Annotated in this window: 24 protein-coding genes; 16 read left to right on the plus strand and 8 right to left on the minus strand. The window is 66.9% G+C overall.

The window, feature by feature from the left end; genetic code table 11:
* Positions 1 to 57 precede the first annotated feature (57 nt).
* From ahaH to NDI86_RS08740, 11 genes are all read left to right on the plus strand, one after another.
* A complete protein-coding gene (gene ahaH, locus NDI86_RS08690) occupies positions 58 to 390 on the plus strand; it encodes an ATP synthase archaeal subunit H (RefSeq protein ID WP_310900022.1) in 333 nt (110 codons plus the stop codon).
* Complete coding sequence (locus tag NDI86_RS08695; protein WP_310900023.1) at positions 377 to 2,614, plus strand: V-type ATP synthase subunit I; 2,238 nt, start codon at positions 377 to 379, stop codon at positions 2,612 to 2,614. Before ahaH ends, NDI86_RS08695 begins: the two co-directional genes overlap by 14 nt.
* Before the next feature lie 184 nt (positions 2,615 to 2,798).
* A complete protein-coding gene (locus tag NDI86_RS08700) occupies positions 2,799 to 3,065 on the plus strand; it encodes a F0F1 ATP synthase subunit C (protein WP_310900024.1) in 267 nt (88 codons plus the stop codon).
* A gap of 19 nt (positions 3,066 to 3,084) precedes the next feature.
* Positions 3,085 to 3,669 carry a V-type ATP synthase subunit E gene (locus NDI86_RS08705; RefSeq protein WP_310900025.1) on the plus strand — a complete coding sequence of 195 codons (585 nt, stop codon included), beginning with the start codon at positions 3,085 to 3,087 and terminating at the stop codon, positions 3,667 to 3,669.
* Positions 3,666 to 4,742: a V-type ATP synthase subunit C gene (locus tag NDI86_RS08710; protein WP_310900026.1), complete on the plus strand. Its 1,077-nt coding sequence runs from the start codon at positions 3,666 to 3,668 to the stop codon at positions 4,740 to 4,742. The genes NDI86_RS08705 and NDI86_RS08710 overlap by 4 nt, the downstream gene beginning before the upstream one ends.
* On the plus strand, positions 4,739 to 5,065 hold the full coding sequence (locus NDI86_RS08715) for a V-type ATP synthase subunit F (protein ID WP_310900027.1): 327 nt from the start codon (positions 4,739 to 4,741) through the stop codon (positions 5,063 to 5,065). Before NDI86_RS08710 ends, NDI86_RS08715 begins: the two co-directional genes overlap by 4 nt.
* 2 nt (positions 5,066 to 5,067) lie before the next feature.
* Complete coding sequence (locus NDI86_RS08720; protein ID WP_310900028.1) at positions 5,068 to 6,828, plus strand: ATP synthase subunit A; 1,761 nt, start codon at positions 5,068 to 5,070, stop codon at positions 6,826 to 6,828.
* Positions 6,828 to 8,243 (plus strand): ATP synthase subunit B, encoded by a 1,416-nt coding sequence (locus NDI86_RS08725; protein ID WP_310900029.1) that lies wholly within the window; start codon positions 6,828 to 6,830, stop codon positions 8,241 to 8,243. The genes NDI86_RS08720 and NDI86_RS08725 overlap by 1 nt, the downstream gene beginning before the upstream one ends.
* A 146-nt stretch (positions 8,244 to 8,389) precedes the next feature.
* The gene (locus NDI86_RS08730; RefSeq protein WP_310900030.1) at positions 8,390 to 9,139 is read left to right on the plus strand and encodes a bacteriorhodopsin; all 750 of its coding nucleotides are present in this window, start codon (positions 8,390 to 8,392) and stop codon (positions 9,137 to 9,139) included.
* Between the two features lie 134 nt (positions 9,140 to 9,273).
* On the plus strand, positions 9,274 to 9,966 hold the full coding sequence (locus NDI86_RS08735) for a V-type ATP synthase subunit D (RefSeq protein WP_310900031.1): 693 nt from the start codon (positions 9,274 to 9,276) through the stop codon (positions 9,964 to 9,966).
* Between the two features lie 26 nt (positions 9,967 to 9,992).
* Positions 9,993 to 10,385: a DUF6276 family protein gene (locus NDI86_RS08740; RefSeq protein WP_310900032.1), complete on the plus strand. Its 393-nt coding sequence runs from the start codon at positions 9,993 to 9,995 to the stop codon at positions 10,383 to 10,385.
* A gap of 141 nt (positions 10,386 to 10,526) precedes the next feature.
* On the opposite strand, the gene prf1 is transcribed toward NDI86_RS08740, so the two are convergent.
* Positions 10,527 to 11,783 carry a peptide chain release factor aRF-1 gene (gene prf1, locus NDI86_RS08745; protein ID WP_310900033.1) on the minus strand — a complete coding sequence of 419 codons (1,257 nt, stop codon included), beginning with the start codon at positions 11,781 to 11,783 and terminating at the stop codon, positions 10,527 to 10,529.
* A gap of 378 nt (positions 11,784 to 12,161) precedes the next feature.
* Here prf1 and NDI86_RS08750 point away from each other — a divergent pair, with 378 nt between their 5' ends.
* The gene (locus tag NDI86_RS08750) at positions 12,162 to 12,983 is read left to right on the plus strand and encodes a MinD/ParA family ATP-binding protein (protein ID WP_310900172.1); all 822 of its coding nucleotides are present in this window, start codon (positions 12,162 to 12,164) and stop codon (positions 12,981 to 12,983) included.
* A gap of 7 nt (positions 12,984 to 12,990) precedes the next feature.
* Here NDI86_RS08750 and NDI86_RS08755 read toward each other — a convergent pair whose 3' ends face one another.
* The 6 genes from NDI86_RS08755 to pyrH all read right to left on the minus strand — a co-directional run bounded on the left by NDI86_RS08755 (position 12,991) and on the right by pyrH (position 20,491).
* Positions 12,991 to 13,755: a hypothetical protein gene (locus NDI86_RS08755; protein ID WP_310900034.1), complete on the minus strand. Its 765-nt coding sequence runs from the start codon at positions 13,753 to 13,755 to the stop codon at positions 12,991 to 12,993.
* A 62-nt stretch (positions 13,756 to 13,817) separates the two neighbouring features.
* Positions 13,818 to 15,560 carry an arginine--tRNA ligase gene (gene argS / locus NDI86_RS08760; protein WP_310900035.1) on the minus strand — a complete coding sequence of 581 codons (1,743 nt, stop codon included), beginning with the start codon at positions 15,558 to 15,560 and terminating at the stop codon, positions 13,818 to 13,820.
* A gap of 128 nt (positions 15,561 to 15,688) precedes the next feature.
* Complete coding sequence (locus NDI86_RS08765; RefSeq protein ID WP_310900036.1) at positions 15,689 to 17,449, minus strand: site-2 protease family protein; 1,761 nt, start codon at positions 17,447 to 17,449, stop codon at positions 15,689 to 15,691.
* 237 nt (positions 17,450 to 17,686) lie between these two features.
* Positions 17,687 to 18,097, minus strand: coding sequence for a DoxX family protein (locus NDI86_RS08770; protein WP_310900037.1), 411 nt, complete (start codon positions 18,095 to 18,097; stop codon positions 17,687 to 17,689).
* Between the two features lie 63 nt (positions 18,098 to 18,160).
* The gene (gene lysS / locus NDI86_RS08775; RefSeq protein WP_310900038.1) at positions 18,161 to 19,804 is read right to left on the minus strand and encodes a lysine--tRNA ligase; all 1,644 of its coding nucleotides are present in this window, start codon (positions 19,802 to 19,804) and stop codon (positions 18,161 to 18,163) included.
* Positions 19,805 to 20,491, minus strand: coding sequence for a UMP kinase (gene pyrH, locus NDI86_RS08780; RefSeq protein ID WP_310900039.1), 687 nt, complete (start codon positions 20,489 to 20,491; stop codon positions 19,805 to 19,807). It lies immediately after the preceding gene.
* A 313-nt stretch (positions 20,492 to 20,804) separates the two neighbouring features.
* Between pyrH and NDI86_RS08785 the strand changes: the two genes are divergently transcribed.
* The 3 genes from NDI86_RS08785 (at position 20,805) to NDI86_RS08795 (ending at position 22,642) form a co-directional block, all read left to right on the plus strand.
* Positions 20,805 to 21,053 carry a DUF7123 family protein gene (locus NDI86_RS08785; RefSeq protein ID WP_310900040.1) on the plus strand — a complete coding sequence of 83 codons (249 nt, stop codon included), beginning with the start codon at positions 20,805 to 20,807 and terminating at the stop codon, positions 21,051 to 21,053.
* An 85-nt stretch (positions 21,054 to 21,138) separates the two neighbouring features.
* A complete protein-coding gene (locus NDI86_RS08790) occupies positions 21,139 to 22,341 on the plus strand; it encodes a site-2 protease family protein (RefSeq protein ID WP_310900041.1) in 1,203 nt (400 codons plus the stop codon).
* A gap of 160 nt (positions 22,342 to 22,501) precedes the next feature.
* The gene (locus tag NDI86_RS08795) at positions 22,502 to 22,642 is read left to right on the plus strand and encodes a hypothetical protein (protein WP_310900042.1); all 141 of its coding nucleotides are present in this window, start codon (positions 22,502 to 22,504) and stop codon (positions 22,640 to 22,642) included.
* A gap of 58 nt (positions 22,643 to 22,700) precedes the next feature.
* Here NDI86_RS08795 and thiL read toward each other — a convergent pair whose 3' ends face one another.
* Positions 22,701 to 23,567, minus strand: coding sequence for a thiamine-phosphate kinase (gene thiL / locus NDI86_RS08800; RefSeq protein ID WP_310900043.1), 867 nt, complete (start codon positions 23,565 to 23,567; stop codon positions 22,701 to 22,703).
* 163 nt (positions 23,568 to 23,730) lie between these two features.
* Between thiL and NDI86_RS08805 the strand changes: the two genes are divergently transcribed.
* Positions 23,731 to 24,768, plus strand: a complete 1,038-nt coding sequence (locus NDI86_RS08805; RefSeq protein ID WP_310900044.1) for a lysylphosphatidylglycerol synthase transmembrane domain-containing protein — start codon at positions 23,731 to 23,733, stop codon at positions 24,766 to 24,768.
* Positions 24,769 to 24,911: the final 143 nt, after the last annotated feature.

Genomic DNA, 24,911 nt, shown 5'->3' on the forward strand with positions numbered 1-24,911 from the left:
CGCGAAAACTTCGCAACTACCAAATAGCCGCTATGGTAAGGTTCGGACGATTAGAGAATGCCACGGCCAGAAGTTCTAGACCGGATACAGGAGGCCGAGCAGGAGGCCGACGATATCGTCGCCGAGGCCGAGGCGGACCGCGAGGAGCGTATCGCGGACGCCCGCCAGGAGGCCGACGAGATTCGCGAACAGGCCCGCGAAGAAGCCGAGGCGGCGGCCCAGGAGCGCCTCGATGACGCGCGCGAGGAGATAGAGGCCGAGCGCGAAGCACTCATCGAGGAGGGCCAGAACGCTCGCGAGGAGCTCGAATCCCAGGCCGAAGGGCGCGAAGACGAGGTGGTCGACTACGTCACAGACCTCTTCGAGGAGGCGGTGCATGCTCAGACCTGAGAAGATGTGCCGCGTCTCGGTGACGGGGTCGAGACGCGTCATGGGCCCCGTCGTCGAGGCGGTCCACGACCTGGAGATGCTCCACGTCACCGAGTACGACGGTTCGTGGGACGGCTTCGAGCCCGGTGACCCGGTCGAGGGCGCCGACGAGGCCTCCGACCAGCTCGTCACCGTCCGCTCGCTGAAGTCCATCCTCGACGTGGACGCCGACGACGCCGGGCCGACCCGGCTCGTCACCGACGAGGCGCTCGAAGAGGACCTGGAGGAGGTCCGGACGGAGGTCACCGAACTCGACGACCGACGCGACGCGGTCCGTGACGACCTGCGCGACGTCGAGGACCGCATCGACACGATGGAGCCGTTCGTCAAGCTCGGTATCGACCTGGACCTGCTGCGGGGCTACGACACGCTCGCCGTGGCGGTCGGTGAGGGCGACGCCGACGAAATCGAGGACGCGCTCGCCGACAGCGACATCGAGACCTACCAGCTGTTCACCGAGGGCGACGTCGTCGCGGCCTTCGCACGCGCCGACGATGACGAGCTTCAGGACGCGCTGGTCGGGGCGACGTTCTCGGCGCTCTCGGTCCCCGAGGGCGACGGCGACCCCGGCGAGTACTTGGAGGAGCTGAACCACCGCAAACAGCAGCTCGAATCGAAGCTCGCGACGGTCGAGGACGAACTGGAGGAGCTTCGCCTGGACTACGCGGGCTTCCTGCTGGCCGCGGAGGAGAAACTGGCCATCGAGGTCCAGAAGACCGAGGCGCCGCTGACCTTCGCGACGACGGAGAACGCCTTCATCGCCGAGGGCTGGATTCCCGACGAGCGCTACGAGCTGTTCGAACAGCAGGTCGGCAGCGAGGTCGGCGAGGCAATCGACATCGAGAAGCTCGAAATCGCCGAGTACGAGGACGGCCACGCCCACTCCCGCGAAGAAGCGGCCATCGAGGAGAGCGAGGAAGCCGCCGAGGAAGGCGGCCCGACCGCCGACGAGGAGGGCAGTCCCGGCGAGGCCGTCGCCGACGGCGGACTGGTCACGATGAGCAGCGACAGCCCGCCGGTCATCCAGAAGAACCCCCGCGGGGTCAAACCGTTCGAGTCGCTGGTCGAGGTCATCAACCGACCCAAGTACAACGAGTTCGACCCGACGGTGGCCTTCTTCCTGACGTTCCCGGCCTTCTTCGGGTTCATGATCGGCGACTTCGGCTACGGTGCGGCCTACCTGCTGCTTGGCTACCTGCTGTACTCCCGGGTCGACAGCGACGTGCTCAAGAGCCTGGGCGGCGTCGCGATGTGGGCCGGCGGGTTCACGATGCTCTTTGGCGTGCTGTACGGCGAGATATTCGGGCTGCACCAGCTCGGTGAGATAGTCTGGGGCGGCAACCCGCCGATACACAAGGGGCTGCAGCCACACTACGGTGAGTACGCCACCGCGTGGCTCGCCATCAGCTTGCTCGCCGGGATGGTCCACCTCGCTGCGGGCTGGACCTTCGACTTCGTCGAGAACCTCGGTCACGGGCTCTGGGACGCCATCACCGAGAGCGGGTCGTGGCTCCTGATGCTGTTCGGTCTGTGGGCGTGGATTTTCTCCGGCGCGAACGGTAGCGCACCGGAGTTCCTCTACGCCGCAGGCGGGATCTTCGACGGGAACCCGATTCCACTCGGGTTTACCGGCCTGCCGGCACTGAACCTGTTCACGCTACCGGTTATCGGCGCGCCATTCTCGGCGTGGCTGGCCGTCTTCTTCGTGGGCCTCGGCCTGCTGTACCTCGCCGACCCGATAGAGATTGTCGAGTTCCTGAACGTGCTCGTCAACGTGCTCTCGTACACCCGACTGGCCGCGGTGCTGCTCGCCAAGGCGGGGATGGCCTTCGTGGTCAACCTCCTCTTTTTCGGCGTGTACGTCACCGGTGAGGGCGCCGACGCGGAGTGGCACTTCGGTATCAACCACTCTCCACAGCACATGCTCGAACAGGGAACCTACCACGGCCACGAGGTGACCGAAGTGATGTTCGGCGGCCTGATGCACTCCGGTATCGGCGGGGTCATCGGCGGCCTGCTCGTCCTCGTCGTCGGCCACCTGCTCGTCCTCGTGCTGGGTATCACCAGCGCCGGCCTGCAGGGCGTGCGTCTCGAGTACGTCGAGTTCTTCGGGAAGTTCTACGAGGGCGGCGGCAAGCCGTACAACCCCTTTGGCTACGAGCGGACCTACACCACCGAAGACTGAGCCGTCGGCCGCTCCGGCGCCGACCGCCGGTCGGTTTCTCCGTATCTGATAACTGTCCAGAAGGTCCTTCAGCACCGCGAAATCACGGGACTGGACTGCTGACGAACTTGGGAACCTTTATGAACTCCGTGGCGTCACATACGCATGTTCGGACACGAGCAACCCTAGAGAGGACTTCAACGCTATGATCGAAACCATCGCACCCGTTGTCAACGCTGTACTGCAGGAAGGTGGCGCTGCTGCGCCGGCCATCCCAAACAAGGCCGCTGCTGCCCTCGCCGTCGGCATGGCTGCCCTCGGTGCCGGGCTGGCGGAGCGAGGTATCGGGGCCGCCGCTGTCGGTGCCGTCGCGGAGGACGACAGCATGTTCGGCCGTGGACTCATCCTGACAGTCCTGCCGGAGACGCTCGTCATTCTCGCGCTGGTCGTCGTCTTCGTCGTCCCTAACTAACGTACCCCCCTTTTCAACAATGAGTCTTGAAACAGTTGTAGAGGACATCCGAGACGAGGCCCGCGCGCGTGCAGAGGAGATACGCGACGAGGGCGACGAGCGCGCCGAGGAGATTATCGCCGAGGCCGAGGCCGACGCGGAGGAGATCCGCGAGGAGCGCGAGGCCGAAGTCGAGCGCGAGATAGAGCAGCTGCGCGAGCAGCGCCTCTCGTCGGCGAAACTCGAGGCCAAGCAGGCACGCCTGGGCGCCCGCCGCGACGTGTTAGAGGAGGTCCACACCGAGGTCGAGCAGGCCGTCGCCGACCTCGAGGGAGACCGTCGCGAGGAGCTGACCCGCGCGCTACTCGACGCCGCCGTCGACGAGTTCGACGACGGGGCGACGCTGCTGGTCCACGGTCGCAGCGAGGACCAGGCGCTCATCGAGGATATCCTCACGGAGTACGACGGCGCAACGTTCGCCGGGAGCCACGATTGTCTCGGCGGTGTGGTTGTCGAGAGCGAGGCCTCCCGGGTCCGGGTCAACAACACGTTCGACTCGGTCCTGGAGAGCGTCTGGGAGGACAACCTGAAAGCAATCAGCGACCGCCTCTTCGACGACCAATGAGCAGCTACGGAACAGCATCCAGTGGCCGGGGCGGCAACTACGAGTACGTCATCGCTCGGGTCCGCTCCCGCCGCGCCTCGCTGTTCGACGACGACGACTACCGCAAACTCGTGCGGATGGGGACGAGCGAGATAGCTCGCTTCATGGAGGAGACGGAGTACGAGACGGAGATGAACGCGCTGGGCGCACGCTACAGCGGCTCGGACCTCGTCGAGTACGCGCTGAACCGGAACCTCAGCAAGCACTTCGACGACCTGCTGGCGTGGTCCGAGGGCGGGCTGTACGACTACATCGCTCGCTACCTGCGGAAGTTCGACGCCTGGAACGTCAAGACGGTCGTTCGCGGGCTCTACGCCGGCTCCGACGCCGAGGAGGTCGAGGACGACCTCATCCGCGCCGGCGAGTTCGGCGACGACCGCATCGACAGCCTGCTCGGCGCGGGCTCCATCGAGGAGGTCGTCGAGTCGCTCTCGGACACCATCTTCGGCGACTCGCTCGCCGACGCCTACGAGGTGTACGAGGACCAGAACGTGCTCGTGCCCCTGGAGAACGCCGTCGACCGAGCGTTCTACGAGACGCTCCTCGAGGGCCTGCCGGAGAACCCCGAAGTCGACAGCCCGACGGGACTGTACGTGCGGTTCCTGCAGGCGGAAGTGGACTTCCGGAACCTCCGGAACGCCTTGCGGCTGGCCCGCAGCGGGGCCGACACGGACCCGACGGAGTACTACATCGCCGGCGGTCGGCTGTTCGACGAACAGTCGCTGGCCCAGTTGACGGCCAACGTCGACGGACTGGTCGCCGCGGTCCGCGAGAGCACCTACGGCGACGACCTCGACGAGGCGCTGGACTCACTGGAGGACGCCCAGAACCTCGTCGAGTTCGAGCGCGCGCTGGACGCGGCGCTCTTGGAGTACGCCGACACGCTGTCGAACCGGTACCCGCTGTCGGTGTGTCCGGTGCTGTCGTACATCCTCGCCAAGGAGCGCGAGGTCGACAACATCCGGGCCATCGCCCGCGGTCGCGAGGCGGGCCTTGGCCCCGACGAGATAGAACAGGAGCTGGTGATACTATGAGCCAGGAGATAGCGGTCATCGGGAGCCCGGAGTTCACGACGGGCTTTCGGCTGGCGGGCGTCCGCAGGTTCGCGGACATCCCCGCGGAGGAGAAAGAGGAACAGCTGGACGACGCCGTCTCGGAGATGCTGGGAGACGACGACGTCGGTATCGTCGTGATGCACGACGACGACATGGACCATCTCTCCCGGTCGGTCCGGAAAAGCGCCGAGACGAGCGTCGAACCCGTGCTGGTGACGCTCGGCGGCGACGGCGCCGGGAGCGGCGGGCTGCGTGAACAGATCAAACGAGCCATCGGTATCGACCTGATGGACGAGGACTAACAATGAGTCAAGCAACAGAATCCGACGTCCGCGAGGACGGCATTATCGAAAGCGTCTCGGGACCGGTCGTAACGGCTCGGGACCTCGACGCCCGGATGAACGACGTCGTCTACGTCGGTTCGGAAGGGCTGATGGGCGAGGTCATCGAGATCGAAGGCAACATAACCACCATCCAGGTGTACGAGGAGACCTCCGGCGTCTCCCCGGGACAGCCGGTCGAAGGGACCGGCGCCCCGCTGTCGGTGGACCTCGGGCCGGGCATGCTCGACGCCATCTACGACGGCGTCCAGCGCCCGCTCGACGTGCTCGAAGAGAAGATGGGCTCGGCGTACCTCGACCGCGGTGTCGACGCGCCGGGTATCGACTTAGAGAAGACCTGGGAGTTCAACCCCGAAGTCGAGGAAGGTGACTCGGTCGAGCCCGGCGACATCGTCGGTATCGTCCCCGAGACGCCCAGTATCGACCACAAGGTGATGGTCCCGCCCAACTCCGATGGCGGCGAGGTCACGTCGGTCGAGTCGGGCAACTACACCGTCGAGGAGACGGTCGTGGAACTGGACTCGGGCGAGGAGATACAGATGCGCCAGGAGTGGCCGGTGCGCCAGCAGCGCCCCTCCGTCGAGAAGGAGACGCCCACGGAGCCGCTCATCTCGGGCCAGCGCGTGCTCGACGGCCTCTTCCCCATCGCGAAGGGCGGGACGGCCGCGATTCCCGGCCCCTTCGGCTCCGGGAAGACCGTCACGCAGCACCAGCTCGCCAAGTGGGCCGACGCGGACATCGTCGTCTACGTCGGCTGTGGCGAACGGGGCAACGAGATGACGGAAGTCATCGAGGACTTCCCCGAGCTGGAGGACCCCATCACGGGCAACGCCCTGATGGACCGGACCTGCCTCATCGCGAACACGTCGAACATGCCCGTCGCAGCGCGTGAATCCTGCGTCTATACGGGTATCACCATCGCGGAGTACTTCCGCGACATGGGGTACGACGTCGCGCTGATGGCCGACTCCACCTCCCGGTGGGCCGAGGCCATGCGCGAAATCAGTTCGCGACTGGAGGAGATGCCCGGCGAGGAGGGGTACCCCGCGTACCTCTCCGCTCGCCTGAGCGAGTTCTACGAGCGGGCCGGCTACTTCCAGAACATCAACGACACCGAGGGTTCGGTCTCGGTCATCGGCGCCGTCTCCCCGCCCGGCGGGGACTTCTCGGAGCCGGTCACCCAGAACACCCTGCGTATCGTCAAGACGTTCTGGGCGCTGGACGCCGACCTCGCGGAGCGTCGGCACTTCCCGTCTATCAACTGGAACGAGTCCTACTCGCTGTACCGCGAGCAGCTCGACCCGTGGTTCGTCGAGAACGTCCGCGACGACTGGCCCGAGACGCGACAGTGGGCCATCGACACGCTGGACGAGGAAGCGGAGCTACAGGAGATCGTCCAGCTCGTCGGGAAGGACGCGCTGCCGGAGGACCAGCAGCTGACGCTGGAAATCGCCCGCTACCTGCGTGAGGCGTGGCTCCAGCAGAACGCGTTCCACCCGACGGACACCTACTGCGAGCCCGAGAAGACGTACCGCATCATGGACGCCATCAAGACGTACAACGACGCCGCCTTCGAGGCGCTCGACGCCGGTGTCCCGGTCGAGGAGATCACGGACATCGACGCCGCGCCCCGTCTCAACCGCATCGGCGTCCAAGAGGACTACAACGAGTACATCGACGAGCTCGAGGACGACATCACCTCGCAGCTCCGGGAGCTATACTAATGAAAGAGTACCAGACAATCACCGAGATTAGCGGCCCGCTGGTGTTCGTCGAGACCGACGAGCCGGTCGGCTACGACGAGATCGTCGAGATCGAGACCGGCGACGGCCAGACGCGCCGTGGCCAGGTGCTCGAATCGGCGAGCGACTACGTCGCCATCCAGGTGTTCGAGGGGACGGAAGGTATCGACCGCGAGGCCTCCGTTCGCTTCCTGGGCGAGACGATGAAGATGCCCGTCACCGAGGACCTGCTGGGGCGGGTCATGGACGGGACCGGCCAGCCAATCGACGGCGGCCCCGAAATCGTCCCGGACGAGCGCCAGGACATCGTCGGCGCGGCCATCAACCCCTTCTCGCGGGAGTACCCCGAGGAGTTCATCCAGACGGGCGTGTCCGCCATCGACGGCATGAACACGCTCGTGCGCGGCCAGAAGCTGCCCATCTTCTCGGCGTCGGGGCTGCCCCACAACGACCTCGCGCTCCAGATTGCGCGACAGGCGTCCGTGCCGGAAGAAGAGGAGGGCGAGGACGACGACGGCTCCGAGTTCGCAGTCATCTTCGGCGCGATGGGTATCACGGCCGAGGAGGCCAACGAGTTCATGGACGACTTCGAGCGCACCGGCGCGCTGGAACGCTCCGTCGTCTTCATGAACCTCGCGGACGACCCCGCCGTCGAGCGGACCATCACGCCGCGACTCGCGCTCACCACGGCCGAGTACCTGGCCTTCGAGAAGGACTACCACGTGCTGGTCATCCTCACGGACATGACCAACTACTGCGAGGCGCTGCGTGAAATCGGCGCCGCGCGTGAGGAGGTCCCGGGCCGACGTGGCTACCCCGGCTACATGTACACCGACCTGGCCCAGCTCTACGAGCGGGCGGGTCGTATCGAGGGTCGCGACGGTTCGGTCACGCAGATTCCCATCCTCACGATGCCGGGCGACGACGACACCCACCCGATTCCGGACCTGACCGGATACATCACGGAGGGCCAGATATACATCGACCGCGACCTCAACAGCCAGGGCGTCCAGCCGCCGATTAACGTCCTGCCCAGCCTGTCGCGGCTGATGGACGACGGTATCGGCGAAGGCCTCACGCGGGCCGACCACGCCGACGTGAAAGACCAGATATTCGCCGCCTACGCCGAGGGTGAGGACCTGCGTGACCTCGTGAACATCGTCGGTCGCGAGGCGCTGTCGGAGCTTGACAACAAGTACCTCGACTTCGCGGACCGCTTCGAGGACGAGTTCGTCGACCAGGGCTTCGACACGAACCGCGACATCGACGAGACGCTCGAACTCGGCTGGGACCTGCTCTCGATGCTCCCGAAAGACGCGCTGAACCGCATCGACGAGGAGCTTATCGAGGAGCACTACCGCGAGGAAGAGACGGCAGAAGAGGTCGCTGCGGACTGAGACCGGCGAGTTCGGCCACCAGCCGCTTTCGCTCTCTAGGCCGAATCTACCGCTGGCGCCCCGGGTTCGCGCAACCTTCGCCGCTTCTTGCCTAACTGTTTGGGTGTTCTAAACTTTATCTTGGAAACCCAAACTCTAGTTGCACTATGCCACAACCAGGAAGCGAACAGATATGGCTATGGCTCGGCACAGCAGGCATGTTCCTCGGCATGCTGTACTTCATCGGCCGAGGCTGGGGCGAGACGGACGACCGTCGCCAGAAGTTCTATATCGCCACGATACTGATAACGGCGATCGCCTTCGTGAACTACCTGGCGATGGCGCTTGGCTTCGGACTGACGATAATCGAGTTGCCCAACGACCCCGAGGCGCCCATCTACTGGGCCCGCTACACGGACTGGCTCTTTACCACACCGCTGTTGCTGTACGACCTCGCGCTACTCGCGGGGGCGGACCGTAACACCATCGCGTCGCTCGTCAGCCTCGACGTGCTGATGATCGGCACCGGTGTGGTCGCGACGCTGTCGGCCGGGAGCGGGGTGCTCGCCGCCGGCGCGGAGCGACTCATCTGGTGGGGTATCAGCACCGCCTTCCTGCTCGTCCTGCTGTACTTCCTGTTCAGCACGCTGTCGAGCAGGGTGACCGACCTCCCCAGCGACACACAGGGGACGTTCCGAACGCTGCGGAACCTCGTGGCCGTCGTCTGGCTGATATACCCCGTCTGGTGGCTCATCGGCACCGAGGGGCTGGCCCTGGTCGGCATCTTCACCGAGACGGCCGGCTTCATGGTCATCGACCTGGTCGCGAAGGTCGGATTCGGGTTCATCCTCCTGCGCAGCCACAGCGTCCTCGACGGCGCGGCCGCGCCGACGGGTGCGACGCCGGCGGATGACTGAAACGGACACCACACACCGCATCGCGGGCGACGGGCCCGCGGTACGGTCCGCCGACTGACGCCCTTTTTTGAGACCGTCACCGACCCCGAGACGACTGAAAACGGTTAACTGGCTACGCCCGAAACGCCCCTGTAATGGCGAAGGACGTCAAACCCACTCGGAAGAACTTGATGCAGATAGAGGACCGCATCGAACTCTCCGAGCGCGGGCACGATACGCTGGAGAAGAAGCGTGACGGCCTCATCATGGAGTTCATGGATATCCTCGACCAGGCACAGGACGTCCGTGATGACCTCGACGACTCCTACGACCGCGCCCAGGAGGCCATCAACATGGCCCGGGCGATGGAGGGCGACGTGGCGGTGCGGGGCGCCGCAGCCGCGCTCAAGGAACACCCCGAACTGACCACCCAGTCGAAAAACATCATGGGCGTCGTCGTTCCCCAGATAGACTCCACGGGCGTCAAGAAGTCCCTCGACGAGCGGGGCTACGGCGTGATGGGCACGTCCGCCCGCATCGACGAGGCCGCCGACGCCTACGAGGAACTCATCGAGAACATCATCCTCGCCGCCGAGGTAGAGACGGCGATGAAGAAGATGCTCGAAGAGATAGAGACGACCAAACGGCGCGTCAACGCCCTGGAGTTCAAGCTCCTGCCCGACCTCCACGACAACAAGGAGTACATCGAGCAGAAGCTCGAAGAGCAAGAGCGCGAGGAGATCTTCCGCATGAAGAAGATCAAGGCCAAGAAGGAGGAAGAGGAAGACGCTATCGCGGCCGAGGAGGCCGAGAAGTCGGACGCCGAGCGACTGACCGCCGACGACTGACGCTCGGACGCTTTCTCTCTCTCTCTATGTCCTGCCAGTCCTGTGGTGGCGAGACGCTCGCCGTGCCGGTGTCCACGGAGCTACGCGAGTATCTCCCCGGCGACGCCCCCGCTGTCACGGTCTGTCGCGCCTGTCTGGCGATGGAGCCGACCGACGACGCCCCCGAGACAGTTCCTGACCTGACGGCCATCGACGACGCCGTTCCCCGGAACGCCGAGGCAGCCGTCCCGCTGATGTTGCTCGTCGGCTTGCTCGACTCGCTGGCGCTGCACCGCGCGGAGATTACCGCCTTGCTCGAACGGGTCGAACGGGCCGGTACCGACCCGCTGCTCGTCGTGGACCGACTCGCCGACAGCTACGGCGCCGAGGCCCACGTCGACCTCGCGGCCCGTCGGCACCAGCTCGAACAGCTCCTCTGACGCGCGAGCCTAATTTGTTAGGCAGCGTTGTTTTACCCCTACGACCGCTCGTATCTAATGCGGTTGACGGAGCGTGTGTCCGCTCGCGGACCGACACTCTGTCCACTCCCCCCCACCCCACCCCATTCCCGTTTTACCGCTCTAGACGCCAGTCGAGTAGCGTAACAGTCCGGCGACGCCGCCGAAGGCCGTCAGTAGCTGCTCGCCCTTCTCGAAGTCCGTCGAGATGAAGACCGTCTCGGTCCCTCGCTGGTCGGCCAGTTCCATCAGGTGGTCGATGGCGTCCTCCCGCTCGCCGGCGTCGGCGTCGACCGTGGCGCTACAGCGCGTGCAGTCGTGGTCGGGCGTCGACTTGGTGCTCTCTATGAGCTCGAACTCGTCGTGGCCGTTCTCGCAGGTGTAGGCGACGACGTCTTTCCGGAGGTCCTCCGAGATGAGTAGCTCCTCGACGGCGCCCATGTTCAGGTTCTGGCGGGTCTGGTCGAAGCCGTAGGTTGCCTTGTCCCCGTCGTGGAGCTGTTTGAAGAACTCCTCCATGACCTGCTTGTCCTGGAGCATCTCGTGCTCGGCGAGGACGTCGTCGGCGGCGTCGACGAGGTCGTACAGCCCGGACTCGTCGGTGTAGGCGATGTCGAACTTCCCAAGCACCATGTCCTGTAGCTCGTGGTGGAGGTAGTCGCCGTCGAGGAACTCGTCTTTCGTCGGCGAGGGGCCGCCCACGAGGACGCCGTCCATCTCGTGGCGGTCCGGGACCATCAGGTCGTTGGCCATGCCGGCGACCTCCTGGTAGAAATTGTCGATGGCCTCCAGCCGCAGTCGGGCGAACCGCTGGGCGGACTGGCCACCTTTGCGCTGTTTGCCCGGCACCAGCGAGGAGGCGGACTTGACGGGTTCGACGCGCTTGCCCTTGAGCCAGCCGACGTTGGCCTCTCGCCGGTCGAGCACGATGAGGCCAAAGAGCCCCTTGTCGGCCAGCATGTTCTCCAGGGGCTCGGTGAGGAAATCGGAGTCACAGTGATAGCGAAAGGACTCGATGGGGTCCGGGGGCGACTCCAGCACTTTGGTGACCATGTCGGTCCGGCCGCCGCCGCTGTCGATGGCGCCCGAGAACAGCACCATCCCGTTTTCCGGCGGACGGGTCTCGTAGTAGCGCAGCCGGTCCTTGATGGAGGTCAGGGCGTCCTGGACGGCGGTGCGTGTGTCCTTGGACTTGATGTTCGACGCCTCCGAGTGCTCCTGGGTGACGTGGGCGACGACGTCGCTGAGGAGCTTGTCCTCGGGGACGTAGATAGAGACCAGCTGGGTCCCCGAGCCCTGATACCCCTTGAGTTCCTCGATGACCTTCTTGAACTCGTACTTCTGTTTGTCAGATTGCTCCTGTCCTTCCTGCTCACTCATTGTCTTTGTTTCGGTGAGGCCGCGTAAGAACCTGTTGACAGCGGGGAGTGCGAACGCAGTGAGAATCCCTCGAGCCGTGGCGCGACGGAGCGGGGTGTGTCTCTGGGGCGAACGGTGAACCCGCGAGCAGGGGCGCCCGGGGGGCCTCCGGACGGTCGAGCGGCGACCGTAGGGAGCCCGAGACGACGCGAGCGACCGGTGTAGAGTTCGATACGACACCGCCCGCACCCGCTGCATGCCCTCGCAGGTGATTACCGTACGGCGGGACCCCCGGCCGTGGGTCACGTGGCCGGAACTCGGGCTGTTGGACGGCTGTCATGACGACTGACGGACAGCCGGGTTTATATGACTGCCACTATTGGGAACAGACAACAGATTATGGCGGGGTATGTTTGTACCATCGCAGGCGGCAAAGGCGGGGTCGGCAAGACCACGACTGCTGTCAACGTCGGCGCGGGACTGCAGGAACTGGGCTACGACGTCGCCGTCGTCGACGCCGACCTCGGGATGGCCAATCTGGGCTCGATGCTGGCGGTCGAACCGGAGAAGAGCGTCCACGAGATTCTGGCCGGCGACGCGGCCGTCAGCGAGGCGCTCACGGACGCCCCCGGCGGACTGACCGTCATCGCCGGCGAGCAGTCGCTGGACGCCTTCGCCGACGCCGACCCCGCGAAGCTCCGCACGGTCATCAAGACGCTCCGGGCCGCCTACGACGTGGTCATCATCGACACCGGCGCCGGCCTGAGCCACGAAGTGGCCGTTCCCCTGGGACTCGCGGACGGCATCGTCCTCGTCACGACCCCCGACGAAGTCGCCGTCGGCGACACCGTAAAGACCGCCCAGCTGGCCGAGCGTATCGACGGCAACGTCATCGGTGGCCTCATCACCCGCGTCACCCGCCACACCGACGTCGCAGACATCAACGAGCGCTTCGAGTTCCCGCTGCTCGCCGTCATCCCCGACGACCCGCAGGCGACCCACGAGGAGCCGCTGGTCCGCAACGAGCCCGACAGCCCCGCCGCGGACGCCTATCTGCGCCTGACCGACGCGCTGGAGGGCGTCTTCTTCGAGGACGACACCGCCGAGGCCGACCTCGACACCATCGTCGACGACGCGTGGTTCCTCGACGAGGAGGCCGACGCCGAGAAGGACGACGCCGACGAGGAGAGCTCCGGCGGCGTCTTCGGCCTGTTCAACTGACCGGCGTTCAGACACTCAGCAGGATGGCGGTGTAGCCGACCAGCCCGACGGCGAAGGCCGGGACGCTGCTCTCGCGTTCCTCGGGAAGCTCTTCTTTGATGACGTTGAGGATGACGCCCCCCGCCAGGAACGCGAGCAGAAGGCCCAGAACCGTGGTCGAGACGGCGACCAGGACGCCGACGAGGGCGCCACAGCCGATACTCGCGACGAGTACCCATCGACCGATTCGACTGTACGCCGCCCGGTGGCGCTCGCGGAGGCCGTGGTCGTTGACGACGAAGTGCAGCGCCATCGCGACGAAGTAAAGCAGCAGGGCGACCGTCCCCGTCGCCTCCCGGTGGAACAGGAAGTAGCCGACGAGCACGTTGTACACCGCGAAAGAACCGATGTGGAGCCAGAAGACTCGCTCCGAGGTGGGTGTCGTCGCCCCGCCGGCGACAGCTCCCGGCCCCGACCGCCGGCGCGACCGTGCGGCGAGCTGTTCGAGCGCGTAGAAGACGGCGAAGCCGGCCAGTGCGACCGTAAACAGCGCCTGTTCGCCGGCGAAGACGCCGGGAAGCGGTGACTCGGCGGCCGCCGCGAGTTCCGCCTGACGGGCCGTTACCTCCGGGAGGAGGTGAGCGAAGACGTAGGCGACCGAGACACTGCCGGCCAGCGAGAGATACTGGCTCCGCGGTATCGACGTCAGGAACCGGAGACGCCCGGCGACGGCGTGGACGGCGGCCAGTCCGCCCGCGAGGAGGACGGCGACGCCGGTGGATGTGGCTGCCATTCCCGGCGGTAAGTCGGTCCCGCAGGTGAGCGGTCGCCTTGCAGTTGCAACCGCCGTCGGCGCTACATCGAGGTCGGGGCGTCGACGCCGATAGCGTCCAGCGCGTTCGCAACGGTGTGGCGGGTGCCGGCGACGAGCGCGAGTCGGGCCGCCCGCGTCTCCTCGTCCGCGTCGAGGACGGGACACTCCCGATAGAAGGCGTTGAACGTCTCCGCGACGGTCCGGGTGTACGTGGCGACGGTGTGGGGCTGGAGGTCGTCGGCCGCTTCCTCGACGACGGCGGGAAATCGTGCGAGCACGCGCAGGAGGTCTCGCTCCTCGGGTTCGCCCAGCCGGTCGAAGTCGGGCTCGTCGGGTATCTCGCCGTCGCCCGCTTCCTCCAGAATGCCACAGCAGCGCGCGTGGACGTACTGGACGTACGGGGCCGACTGGGCCTCGAAGTCGAGCGCGCGGTCCCACTCGAAGGTGATGCCCTTCGTGGGCTGTTTCGAGACGATATCGTAGCGGACGGCGCCGATACCGACCTGGTGGGCGATGCGCTCGATGTCCCCGTCCGTGAGGTCGCCCCGCGTCCGGTCGTCCAGTCTGGATTCGACTTCCTCGCGGGCGCGTGCGATGGCCTCGTCCAGCAGGTCGTCTAAGTCGATACCGGTGCCCTCGCGGGTGCTCATGCCGCCCTCGGGGAGGTTGACCCACGAGTAGAACACCTGGCTGAGCTGGTCGGTGTCGTCCCCGAGCAGTTCCAGCGCGGCGGCGAGCTGGTCGGCCTGCAGGCGGTGGTCCTCGCCCAGCACGGTGACCGCGCGGTCGTAGTTGGCGAACTTCCACTCGTGGTGGGCGAGGTCACGCGTCGTGTAGAGGGAGGTGCCGTCCGAGCGCAGGAAGACGAGGTTCTTCTCGAAATCGTCGAGTTCGAGCTGCCAGGCGTCGTCGTCGTAGACCGCACAGTCCAGTTCCTTGAGCCGGTCGACCAGTGCGTCGGTGTCGCCGTTGCGCATGAACCGCGTCTCCTTGACGAACTCGTCGAACTCGGCGGGGAGCCGTTCGAGGGTCGTCTGCATCCCGCCCAGCACGGTGTCGACCACTTCGGCGACCCGGTCGTAGGTGTCGTCGTCACCGTCTTCCAGCCCCTGCAGGATGGCCTGAATCTCGTCCTCGGCCGCTTCGACCTCGCTTTCGTCGCCCTCTTCGAGGAACGTGTTGCCCTTCCGGTAGTACCGGACCATCTCGTACTCGGGTGAGTCCCGCTCGGGCTCCGGGAGGTCGGACTCGTCGAACGTCTCGTAGGCCCAGGTGAACACCGCTATCTGGCGGCCGGCGTCGTTGACGTAGTAGTGGCGGTCGACGTCGTAGCCGGCGTAGTCCAGCACGCGGGCGACGGCGTCGCCGATGATGGGGTTGCGCGCTCGACCGACGTGGACCGGGCCGGTCGGGTTCGCGGAGGTGTGTTCCACGACGACGCGTTCCTCGCGGTCGGGCAGGCGGCCGTAGCCACCGTCCGTGGCCTCCGTCAGCGTCTCGGCGAAGTAGGCCTCGCTCGGCAGGAAGTTGACGTAGGGCCCCTGCGTGGTCACCTCGCTGACGTAGTCGAGGTCGTCGGCGTCGATGGCGTCGGCGACGTCGGCGGCCACCTTCGGCGGTGGCGCGCCGACCTCACCGGCCAGGCGGAAGGCGGCGCTCGACGCGAGGACGGCGTCGACGTCCTCCGGCGGCTCCTCGATACCGAGGTCGTCGGTCGGGAGGGAAAGCGCCGTCAACGCCGAACGGAGCGCGTCTTCGGCCTCGGAGCGGAGCTGTCTGAACATACGCCCACCTCCATCGGCGGGGAGTAAATGGGTAACGAAACGCCGGGCCAGCGGGGCCGTTGTCCATCAGTCCGGGACGTGCCGGTCCCGGGCGGCACGTCCCGGAACTCGGCACGATGGGGCCCCTCTCACGCGAAAAAGCGCGGGCCAAACAGCATCACGAAGAGGCCGCCTATCATCGACACCGTCACGGCGAGTGTCACGGCCGTCGTGAGGCTCCGGCGGTCAGGGACGGGGAGCCGCGAGACGACCGACTCGGTCGAGGCCCGGAGGATGTGGCCGCCGTCGAGCGGGAACGTCGGAATGAGGTTGAACTGCCCGATGACGATGTTTATCCACCCGGTCCAGAACAGGGCGTTCGCCAGCACGAAGACGGTCGAGTCACCCAGCAGCGAGAGCGGTCCCTGGACGGTGTAGAAGTCCGCCCAGAAGCCGGTGAAGCCGGGGAAGTTGTAGCCGAGGCCGCCGCCCGGGGCCTCACCGATGACGGGGAGGATGAACGCGAAGTAAATCTGGCGGAAGAAGCCGGTGTCGGCCCCGCCACCGCCGTCCCCGCCGATACCGTTCAGGAACGCCGCCGCGGGGTACTGGTCGAGGCCGAAGTCGCTGACCTCGATACCGGAGACGCCCGCCTGGGGGAGGATGCCCAGCAACGCGCCGCCCTCGCCGTCGTCGCCGGCGGTGACGTTGTAGGTCCGCCGGTCACCGTCGACGTAGGCGGTGACGGTGACCGTCTCGCCGGCCGAGCGGTTGTCGAGTACGGCACGCAGCGCGGCCGTGTTCACCGTCCGCTCGCCGTCTATCTGCGTGATGACGACACCGGTCTCGGCGGGTGCGCCGGCCCCGGCGAGGGCGCCCTCGGCGCTGACCAGCGCGTAGCTCCCGGTCGGCATCTGAACCGTGCGGCCCTCAGCCGTCCGAATATCCGCGACCGGGTTGGCCCGCGCGGCGTCGACGAACTGCTCGGTCGTCGAGACCTCGGTCCCGTTGACGCTGGCGACGGTCTCCCCGCTCTCTAGGGGCGCGCTCTGGATGGCGCTGCTGACGACCGCCGAGCGCTGGACCGTCACCGACTCCTTCTCCCGGAAGTTCACCGTCACGCGCGTCTCGTCGGTCGCCGCGAGCGTCGATTCGAGGTCGGCGGGCCGTTGCACCTCCTGGCCGTTGATACCCGTTATCACGTCACCCGACTCGATGCCGGCCTGGGCCGCGGGCGTCGACTCGACGGTGCCGCCGACGTGGTAGCCGTCGACGACGGCGATAGAGCCCGCTATCGGCCCGAACAGGAGCAACAGCGCGATGAAGGCGAGCGCGAAGTTGTTGGTCACACCGGCCGCGTACATCCGGACCTGTGCCCCGCGATTGGAGCGCAGCAGCTCCGACTCGTCGGGCTCGACGAACGCCCCGATGGGGACGACCGCCAGGAGCGCCAGCCCCATCGACTCGATGTCGATGTCCTCGACCCGGCAGAACAGCCCGTGACCGCCCTCGTGGACGACGAGCGCGAGGGCCAGTCCCAGGAGAATCTCGGGCGCGACCGACAGGGGCAAGAAGTCGTTGACGCCCGGTATCGCCAGCGCGTTGCGGGGTTCGTTCAGCGCCGACGGCTGCGGGTTGACCACCGCCTCGTAGGCGCTGAAAACGACCAGCAGGAACGAGCCGACCATCACGACGAGGCCGGCACCGACTCCCAGGTTCCCCCAGGCCCGCCAGAAGCGCTTGGGCCGGGCCAACCGCGTCAGTATCTGCTTCCCTCGCTGCGTGTGAACCGTCGCGAGCGGGCCGCTGATGTTTACGTACTCCGGTAACAGGCCGCGGGACTCGAGCGCCATCGCCGCCAGCGTGTACGCGGCGACCCCCGCGAGAACCCACGTCAGCGTACCTACCATTGCCCGACCTAAAGTGCCAGTGAGGGAAGAGCGCTTCCCTTCGACCTTTTTTCTGCGGGGGGTTTCCTCGGGCCTCTGGCCCTGCGGGAACCCCCGCTTGAAAAAACGTCGATGAAAAAGGCCGGAATCTCACTGCGTTCGATTCCGGTGAAACGGCGGCGGAGCCGCCGTATGCTAACAGCAACGTATCGTATCTCCGCAACTCACTGGAGTCCGCTGCGTTTGGTACGGCTTCAGCTACTCCCGACTGGCGACACCGAACAGCGCCAGCGCCGTCCCGAGCAGCGCGGCGTTTTTCAGGAAGTTAATCTGCTCCTGCTGTTTCTCGTCCTCGTCGGCGGCCCAGAAGTCGTGCATCATCGGGGTCACGCCGACGAAGAAGCTCGCGACGGCGAGGGCGGCCAGTCGCGGCAGTTTCCACAGCGCGACGCCGGCGCCGCCAAACAGCAACAGGCCGTGGGCGGCCTTGTTCGACACCTCGGGCATCGGGACGCCCTTCGCTTCGGCGTAGGCTGCGCGCTCATCGGCGTTTTGCAACCCGTCGACGGCCATCATCGCGAGGATACCGCCGTAGAGCAGTCGGCCGAGCCGAAACGTCGACGCCGTCGTGGGGGACCGGTCAGTGCCGTCCCTCGGTTCGTCGGACATGTACGTGAGAACGGTTCCCACGTACTTAGGGACACGTGTCAGTTGCGTCGTCCCGCGACAGACTCACGCCTCGCGGCTGAGCCGCTGCACGACGAACTCCCGGTCGAGCTTGCCCATGAACGGGCCCAGCTGTGGACCCTCGGTGTCGTCGAACAGCAGGCGGTAGCCGGCGGCGAAGAACTCCGAAATCTCGATGTCGTGTCGCTTTGCCGTCTCGTAGATTTCGCTCTGAATCTCATCGCCGTCGTGGCCCTCGGCGACGAAGTCGGCCAGTTCGTCGAGCGCCGCTTCCATCTCGGGGGCAAAGTCCACGTCGGGTAGCTCGGCGCGTTTGAGTTCGTAGTCGAACTCGTTGCCGGTGCGACGCGCCCAGCGCTGGGCGCGCTCGACGCGGGCGAGGGCCGCGTCGACGGCCCATTCGGGGGCGTCTTCGGGGATGTGGCCCTCCTTGCGAGCTATCTGCTCTCGCAGTTCCGGGTCCTCGGTCATCCCCAGGACGGCGGCGAAGGTGTAGGGGATGCGCACGCGCTGCTCGCGCACCTCGTCGACGACCATCGGATAGGCCCGCTCGGCGAGTTCGCGCTCGGCCTCGTCGCGGGGCTCCACGTCGCCGAAGTAGACGGCCTCGAACCGGTCGAACTCCTCGACCAACTGGTCGATGTGCTCGACGGAGAAATCGCGCTGCTTGCGCGGGTTCTTCACGAAGAAGTACCGCAGGACTTCGGGTTCGAGAATCGAAAGTACTTCGTCGACGGTGACGACGTTGCCCGACGACGAGGAGAGGGGTTCGCCCTCCAGCGTGAACCACTCGTACACCATCGGTACCGGCGGCTGGATGTCCAGCACGTTCTCGGCGATGTCCTCCCCGGAGGGCCAGGAGCCCTCCGCGTGGTCCTTCCCGAACGGCTCGAAGTCCACCCCGAGAATCTCCCACTGGCCGGGCCACTCGAAGCGCCAGGGCAGTTTCCCCTCGCGGAGGGTGGCGACGCCGTCGTGCCCGCAGCCCTCGATGGTCTGGTCGCCCGCCTCCACGTCCGCACAGACGTAGTGGACCTCGCCGGCCGCCAGGTCGACCTCGGTGACGCCTTCCGTGAGCTTGCCACACGCCGCACACTGGGGCAGGAAGGGAACGTAGTCGTCGTCGACCTTGTTCTGGTAGTCGGCCAGCACCTGGCGGGCGCGATCGGCCCGCTCCAGCACGCGCCGGGTGACGGCCTCGAACTCGCCGGCTTCGTACAGCTCGGTGTTGGAGACGAACTCGACGTCGACGCCGACGAGCTCGGCGCTCTTTCTCAGCAGGTTCGTGAAGTGGGCGCCGTAGGAGCCACAGTCGCAGTCGAAGGGGTCCGGGATGTCCGTGTAGGGCTTCCCGAGGTTGCGCCCGAGCGCGCCGGCGTCGACCTCTCCCAGCCCCACGATGTTCCAGTCGAGGTCCGCGAGCTGTCGGGGCACCGCCCGCAGGCGGTCCTTGTCGTCGGCGGTGAACACCTGACGGACCTCGTGGCCCCGTTCGCGCAGCGCCTCGGCGACGTAGTAGCCACGCATAATCTCGTTGAAGTGGCCGATGTGGGGCACGCCGGAGGGAGAGACGCCGCCCTTGACGACGATGGGCTCGTCGGGGTCGCGGGCCTCGACGGCGTCGGCGACCGAGTCGGCCCAGAACGCCCGCTCGCTGCCGCGGCCGACCTCGTAGGGGTCCTCGGCCATCTACGCCTCCGGGAGGATTTCCGTGCCGTCGAACGTCCCCGATTCGACCGCGTCGACGACGCGCTGGGGGTCGGTGCCGTCCAGCACGATGGTTCGGATGCCCGACCGCTCTATCACTTTGGCGGCCAGCAGGTCCACCGGCGCGCTGGAGCCGGCGTCCATCTCGATGTCGGCGATGACGTCGACCAGTTCGCCGGCTGTCAGCTGGTCGAACCGGGTCGCGTCGGCGTCGGTGTTCGGGTCGGCGTCGTAGACGCCGGGGACGGAGGTCGCGTACACCAGCAGGTCCGCGCCGACGTACTCGGCGAAGGCGGCGGCGACGGCGTCGGTGGTCTGGGCGGCGACGACGCCGCCCAGCACGGGGATGTCACCGCGGCGGATGGCCTCGCGGCCGGTCTCGTAGTCCTCGGCCGGTGTGGGCGCGGCACGGTCGTCCAGCGCCGCGATGAGCAGCCGGCCGTTCAGTCGGGTGACGGCGATGCCAAGCTGGTCGAGTTCGATCTCGTTGGCGCCCAGTTCGCGGGCGGTCGTGATGTACTCGCGGGCCGTGGGGCCGCCACCGACGACCGCGCCCAGGGTGTGGCCCGATTCGTCGAGCGATTGCACCGCGGCCGCGTAGTCTGCAACCCGGTCCGGTTCGAGGTCGGGGGCCAGCACGCTCCCGCCGACGGAGACGACGACTTTCATTGGCCCGGCGTAACCGCGAAAGGCGCTTAAGAGTTGTCAAGCCCGGACGGACAGCGTCTGACGAAGATGGGGTAATATATGCTGCTAAACGGCGCTGGAACCGGCACCGTTCGCCGTTTCACGGCCCCGATACGGTGGTCTCCCCCGAACCCAAACGACGGCTTCAGAGGTGCGTATGAAATGTCTCGGGGCTTCAGAAAGCGTTATAAAAAGTACTATTTAGCATGATTTGGCCTGAAAGTCCCCAAAGCGACGCGAACCTTCCTTCCTTTATATACTACTGCCGGACCACTGGAGAAGTGAGGTGACACAGATGAGCGCAACTACGCAGCCCTCCGGTGAGGAAGAGCCCTCGAAAGAACAGCGACTCAAGTCGTTCCTGGCCGAGAAGGCGGCCGACGGTGAGATGTACTTCAAGAGCAAGTTCATCGCAGACGAAGTCGGGCTCTCCCCGAAGGAAATCGGTGCGCTGATGGTCAAACTCAAGGACAGCGCGACGGAGATACACGTCGAGAAGTGGTCGTACACGAGCGCGACCACCTGGCGTATCGAACCCGCGTAGTGCCGGTCACACCCTGGTCCCCCTCCTCTCTCTCCGGTTCGCGGGAACACCGAGTATTAATGTCCTCGCCGTCTACCCGTAGTCGATGAGTGGTCACGGCGACGACGCGCCGTCCCCCGACGAACTCGCAGGCGTCTTTCGCGTGGCAGCCGTCGACCGGACCGACGGCGCCGTCCGGTACTTCGGCGAGCCGCTGGTCCGACCCGACGCCGTCGTCGAGACGCTCCGACCGCAGTTCTCCCAGTCGGGGTACTCGCTGTCGCTCGAACGACAGCCGGCGCCGCCCGGCCAGTCGGGCCCGAACTCCCACGCCCGGCCGGCCAGTGACGGGCTCGGCGTGCCACAGACCGAGCAGTACGCGCTGGTGGCCGAACCAAAAGACGACGGCGGGATTCCGTGGCTCAACGTCGTCTTGCTGGTCGCGACCATCGGGTCGACGCTGTTCGTCGGCGCGAGTAGCTGGTACTACATTCCCGTCACGGACGAGCCGCTGCGCATCTTCGAGGCCTGGCCCTTCGTCGTCGCGATGCTGGGCGTGCTGGGCATCCACGAACTGGGCCACTACGCCGCCGCCCGCTACCACGGCGTCGACGTGACGCTGCCCTACTTCATCCCCTTCCCGTCGCTGCTGGGGACGATGGGGGCCGTCATCAACATCCGCGGTCGCATCCCCTCCCGCAAGGCGCTGTTCGATATCGGCGTCGCGGGGCCGCTCGCGGGGCTGGTCGCGACGGTCGTCGTCACCGTCGTCGGCTTCACGCTCGACCCGATAGCGGTGCCCGAGCGCGTCCGCTCGGGCGGGGCCGAGTACGCCATCAACTTCCACGACCCACTGCTCATGCAGGCCATCGAGGGGTTCGTCACGACGCTGGGAATCGGGACGTCGGTCGGGCCCACGGAGGCGGTCCACCCCGTCGTCTTCGCCGGCTGGGCGGGGATGTTCTTCACGTTCCTGAACCTCCTGCCGGTCGGCCAACTCGACGGGGGTCACATCGTCCGCTCCATCGTCGGCCACCGCCAGGAGACCGTCGCCGCCGCCGTCCCCGGCGGCCTGTTCGCGCTGGCCGGCTTCCTCTATTTCACTCAGGACGCCCCGCCCGTCGGCTTCGGCGTCTGGACACTGTGGGTGTTCTGGGGACTGCTCGCGGCGGGGATGGCTTACGCCGGCCCCGCGCGTCCGACCGTCGACGAACCGCTGGACCGGCGGCGAGCGATACTGGGCGGCGTCACGTTCGCCCTCGGGCTGGCCTGTTTCACGCCGATTCCGTTCGAGATAGTCGCCGCCTGACCGGTCGAAACCGCCGAGAGAGAACGGTATAAGCCGCTTTTACTCAACGGTCGATAATCGGGGTTCACGCCCATCGCGACTGAAATCACGCGAATCGTGTAAACAGAACTGAACTATCGGCCGTTTATACCTATCTGTGGCGCCACTGTCCTGACAATACATGCCCTCCGACGCCGACGCCGCGGCCGACGACCCGCCGCCTGATGACCCGCCAGCGGGGTTGACCCACGAGGAGCGCGAAGGCGCCGCGACCAGAGCCGTCGAACAGGTGGCGCTGACGCTCGCCGCCCAGCGCCGGTAACGTACGGACTGTCGTAGCGTAGCCGGACCGTCCCGCCCTCTCGCTACGGCGGCCCGTCTCAGTGTGAGTAGCCCCGGTCGGGCAGCACCGTCCCGTCCAGCGTGACGCCCGACTCGGTGACAGTCCCGACCCGATGCAACGGGCAGGGCGTCGCCGCCCGCGCCGCCGCTAGCTCGGTCTCGGGCACCGTACACACCAGTTCGAAGTCCTCGCCGAAGAAGACCCCAAGCTCGCGCCGGTCCGTCTCGTCCGTCGCCACCTCGTCGACCCGTTCGTCGATGGGTAACGGCTCCGTCAGGGCTGTGCCGCAGTCGCTGGCCTCGACGAGTTGGTGGACCGACCGCGCCAGCCCGTCGCTGGAGTCGAGCATCGCCGAGGCGTGGGGGGCCAGCGCCCGCCCCGCGGCCACCCGCGGCGTGAACCGGAACAGCTCGTTTGCCCCATCGACGTCGCCTCGCTCGAACAGCCGCATCGCCGCTCCCGTCCGGCCAAGCGTACCGGTGACACAGAGCGCGTCCCCGGGGTCGGCCCCGGAGCGCCGGACGGGGGCGTCCGTCTCGCCCAGCGCCGTCGTGGCGACGGTGAACTCGTCGTGTCCGTCCAGGTCGCCGCCGACGTACTCGGCGCCGACCGCGTCACAGACCGCCGTCGCGCCGTCGAGGAAGGCCGCCAGTTCCGTCGCGTCGAACGCCGGGGCGGCGTACACCGCGACCGCCGCCGTGGCCTCGGCTCCCATCGCGGCCACGTCCGACAGCGACGCGCCGACGGCCCGCCAGCCGGCGGTGTAACGGGTCGTCCCCTCGGGGAAGTCCGTCCGCTCGTGGAGCATGTCCGTCGTGATGACCTGCCCGTCGACGACCGCGCAGTCGTCGCCGGCGGCCGGCAACCGGTCGCCGATAAGTCCGAGGGCGGTCTGTTCGTCCATACGCGGTCCTAGCTTTCGTCGGTAAAAACGGCCGTGGATGTCGTGTGCTCGTCGCGGAGACAGGAGCGTTCTGGCTGTCCCAACTGCCGTCCCCACAGCCTTCACGCACAGCCTCAGTCGACTGGTCGGTACGTTCAAACCCGAGACGGCCCACCGACACGATATGGACGGCAATCGCGCGGCGACGATAGCGGGCTTTCTGGGCGCGCTCGCCGTGCTCGGCGTGCTCGTGTGGGTCGTCGGCGTCGACCGGACCATCACGGCCTTGCTGACGGCGGACCCGGTCGCGCTCGTCCTCGTGGTCGTCGTCGCGGGGCTCTGGCTCACGACCTGGGGGCTGGCGCTGTGGTCGGTCCTGCGGGCGCTGGGGAGCCCGGTCCGGACCCACATGGCGGTGCTCGTCTACGCTGGCGCCGTCTTCTCGAACAACGTCACGCCCTTCGGACAGGCCGGCGGCGAACCGCTCTCGGCGCTGCTCATCTCCTCGGCGGCCGACACGGAGTACGAGACGGGGCTGGCGGCTATCGCGAGCGTCGACACGGCCCACTTCGTCCCTTCGGTCGGCTTCGCCATCGCCGGGTTCACGTTCGTCACGGCGGGGGCCGTCCAGCTCGGGCGGAACCTCGTCTTCGCCGCGGTGGCCATCGCGGCGCTGGCGGTCGGGCTCCCGGTCGCGGCCTTCCTCGGCTGGCGCTACCGCTACGAACTGGAGGAGACCGTCGTCCGCCTGCTCACGCCGGTCATCCGCTGGCTCGGGAAGACGGTGCCGAGGTGGTCGCCGCCGACGGCCGAAAGCATCCGGGCCCGAATCGAGAGCTTCTTCGCCGCCATCGACCGCATCGCCACCGATCGGCGGACGCTGTTGCAGACGCTCGGTTTCTCGGGGCTCGGCTGGGCCTGTCTGGCCGGTTCGCTGTGGCTCTCGCTGTACGCCGTGGGCTACGTGGTCCCCGTCTCCGTCCCCCTGCTGGTGGTCCCCATCGGCAGTATCGCCAGTCTCGCCCCGCTGCCCGGCGGCTCCGGTGCCATCGAGGCCGTGCTGGTGACGCTGCTGGTCTCGACCACTGCCGTCCCGGCGGCCGTGGCGGCGTCGGCGGTGCTCATCCACCGCGGGGCGACGTATCTGCTCCCGCTGCTCCTGGGCGCCGGTGTCGCCAGCGCGCTCGGTGCCGACCACGCGGCTACGAGTGCGAACGACTAGGGGGAGCGACTCCGAGGCCACGCGGTAGGACTGCGGTGCTGTGAGTGGACCCGGCGGCCCGGAGCGCCGACCCGGCGCCTCCTCCGGCCGTGTCGACCGTTCACGTCCCGGACCGGACAACGATGCGCTTAAATGACGCCGAC

It is taken from the genome of Haloarcula onubensis (assembly GCF_031624605.1).
GTDB lineage: Archaea > Halobacteriota > Halobacteria > Halobacteriales > Haloarculaceae > Haloarcula > Haloarcula onubensis.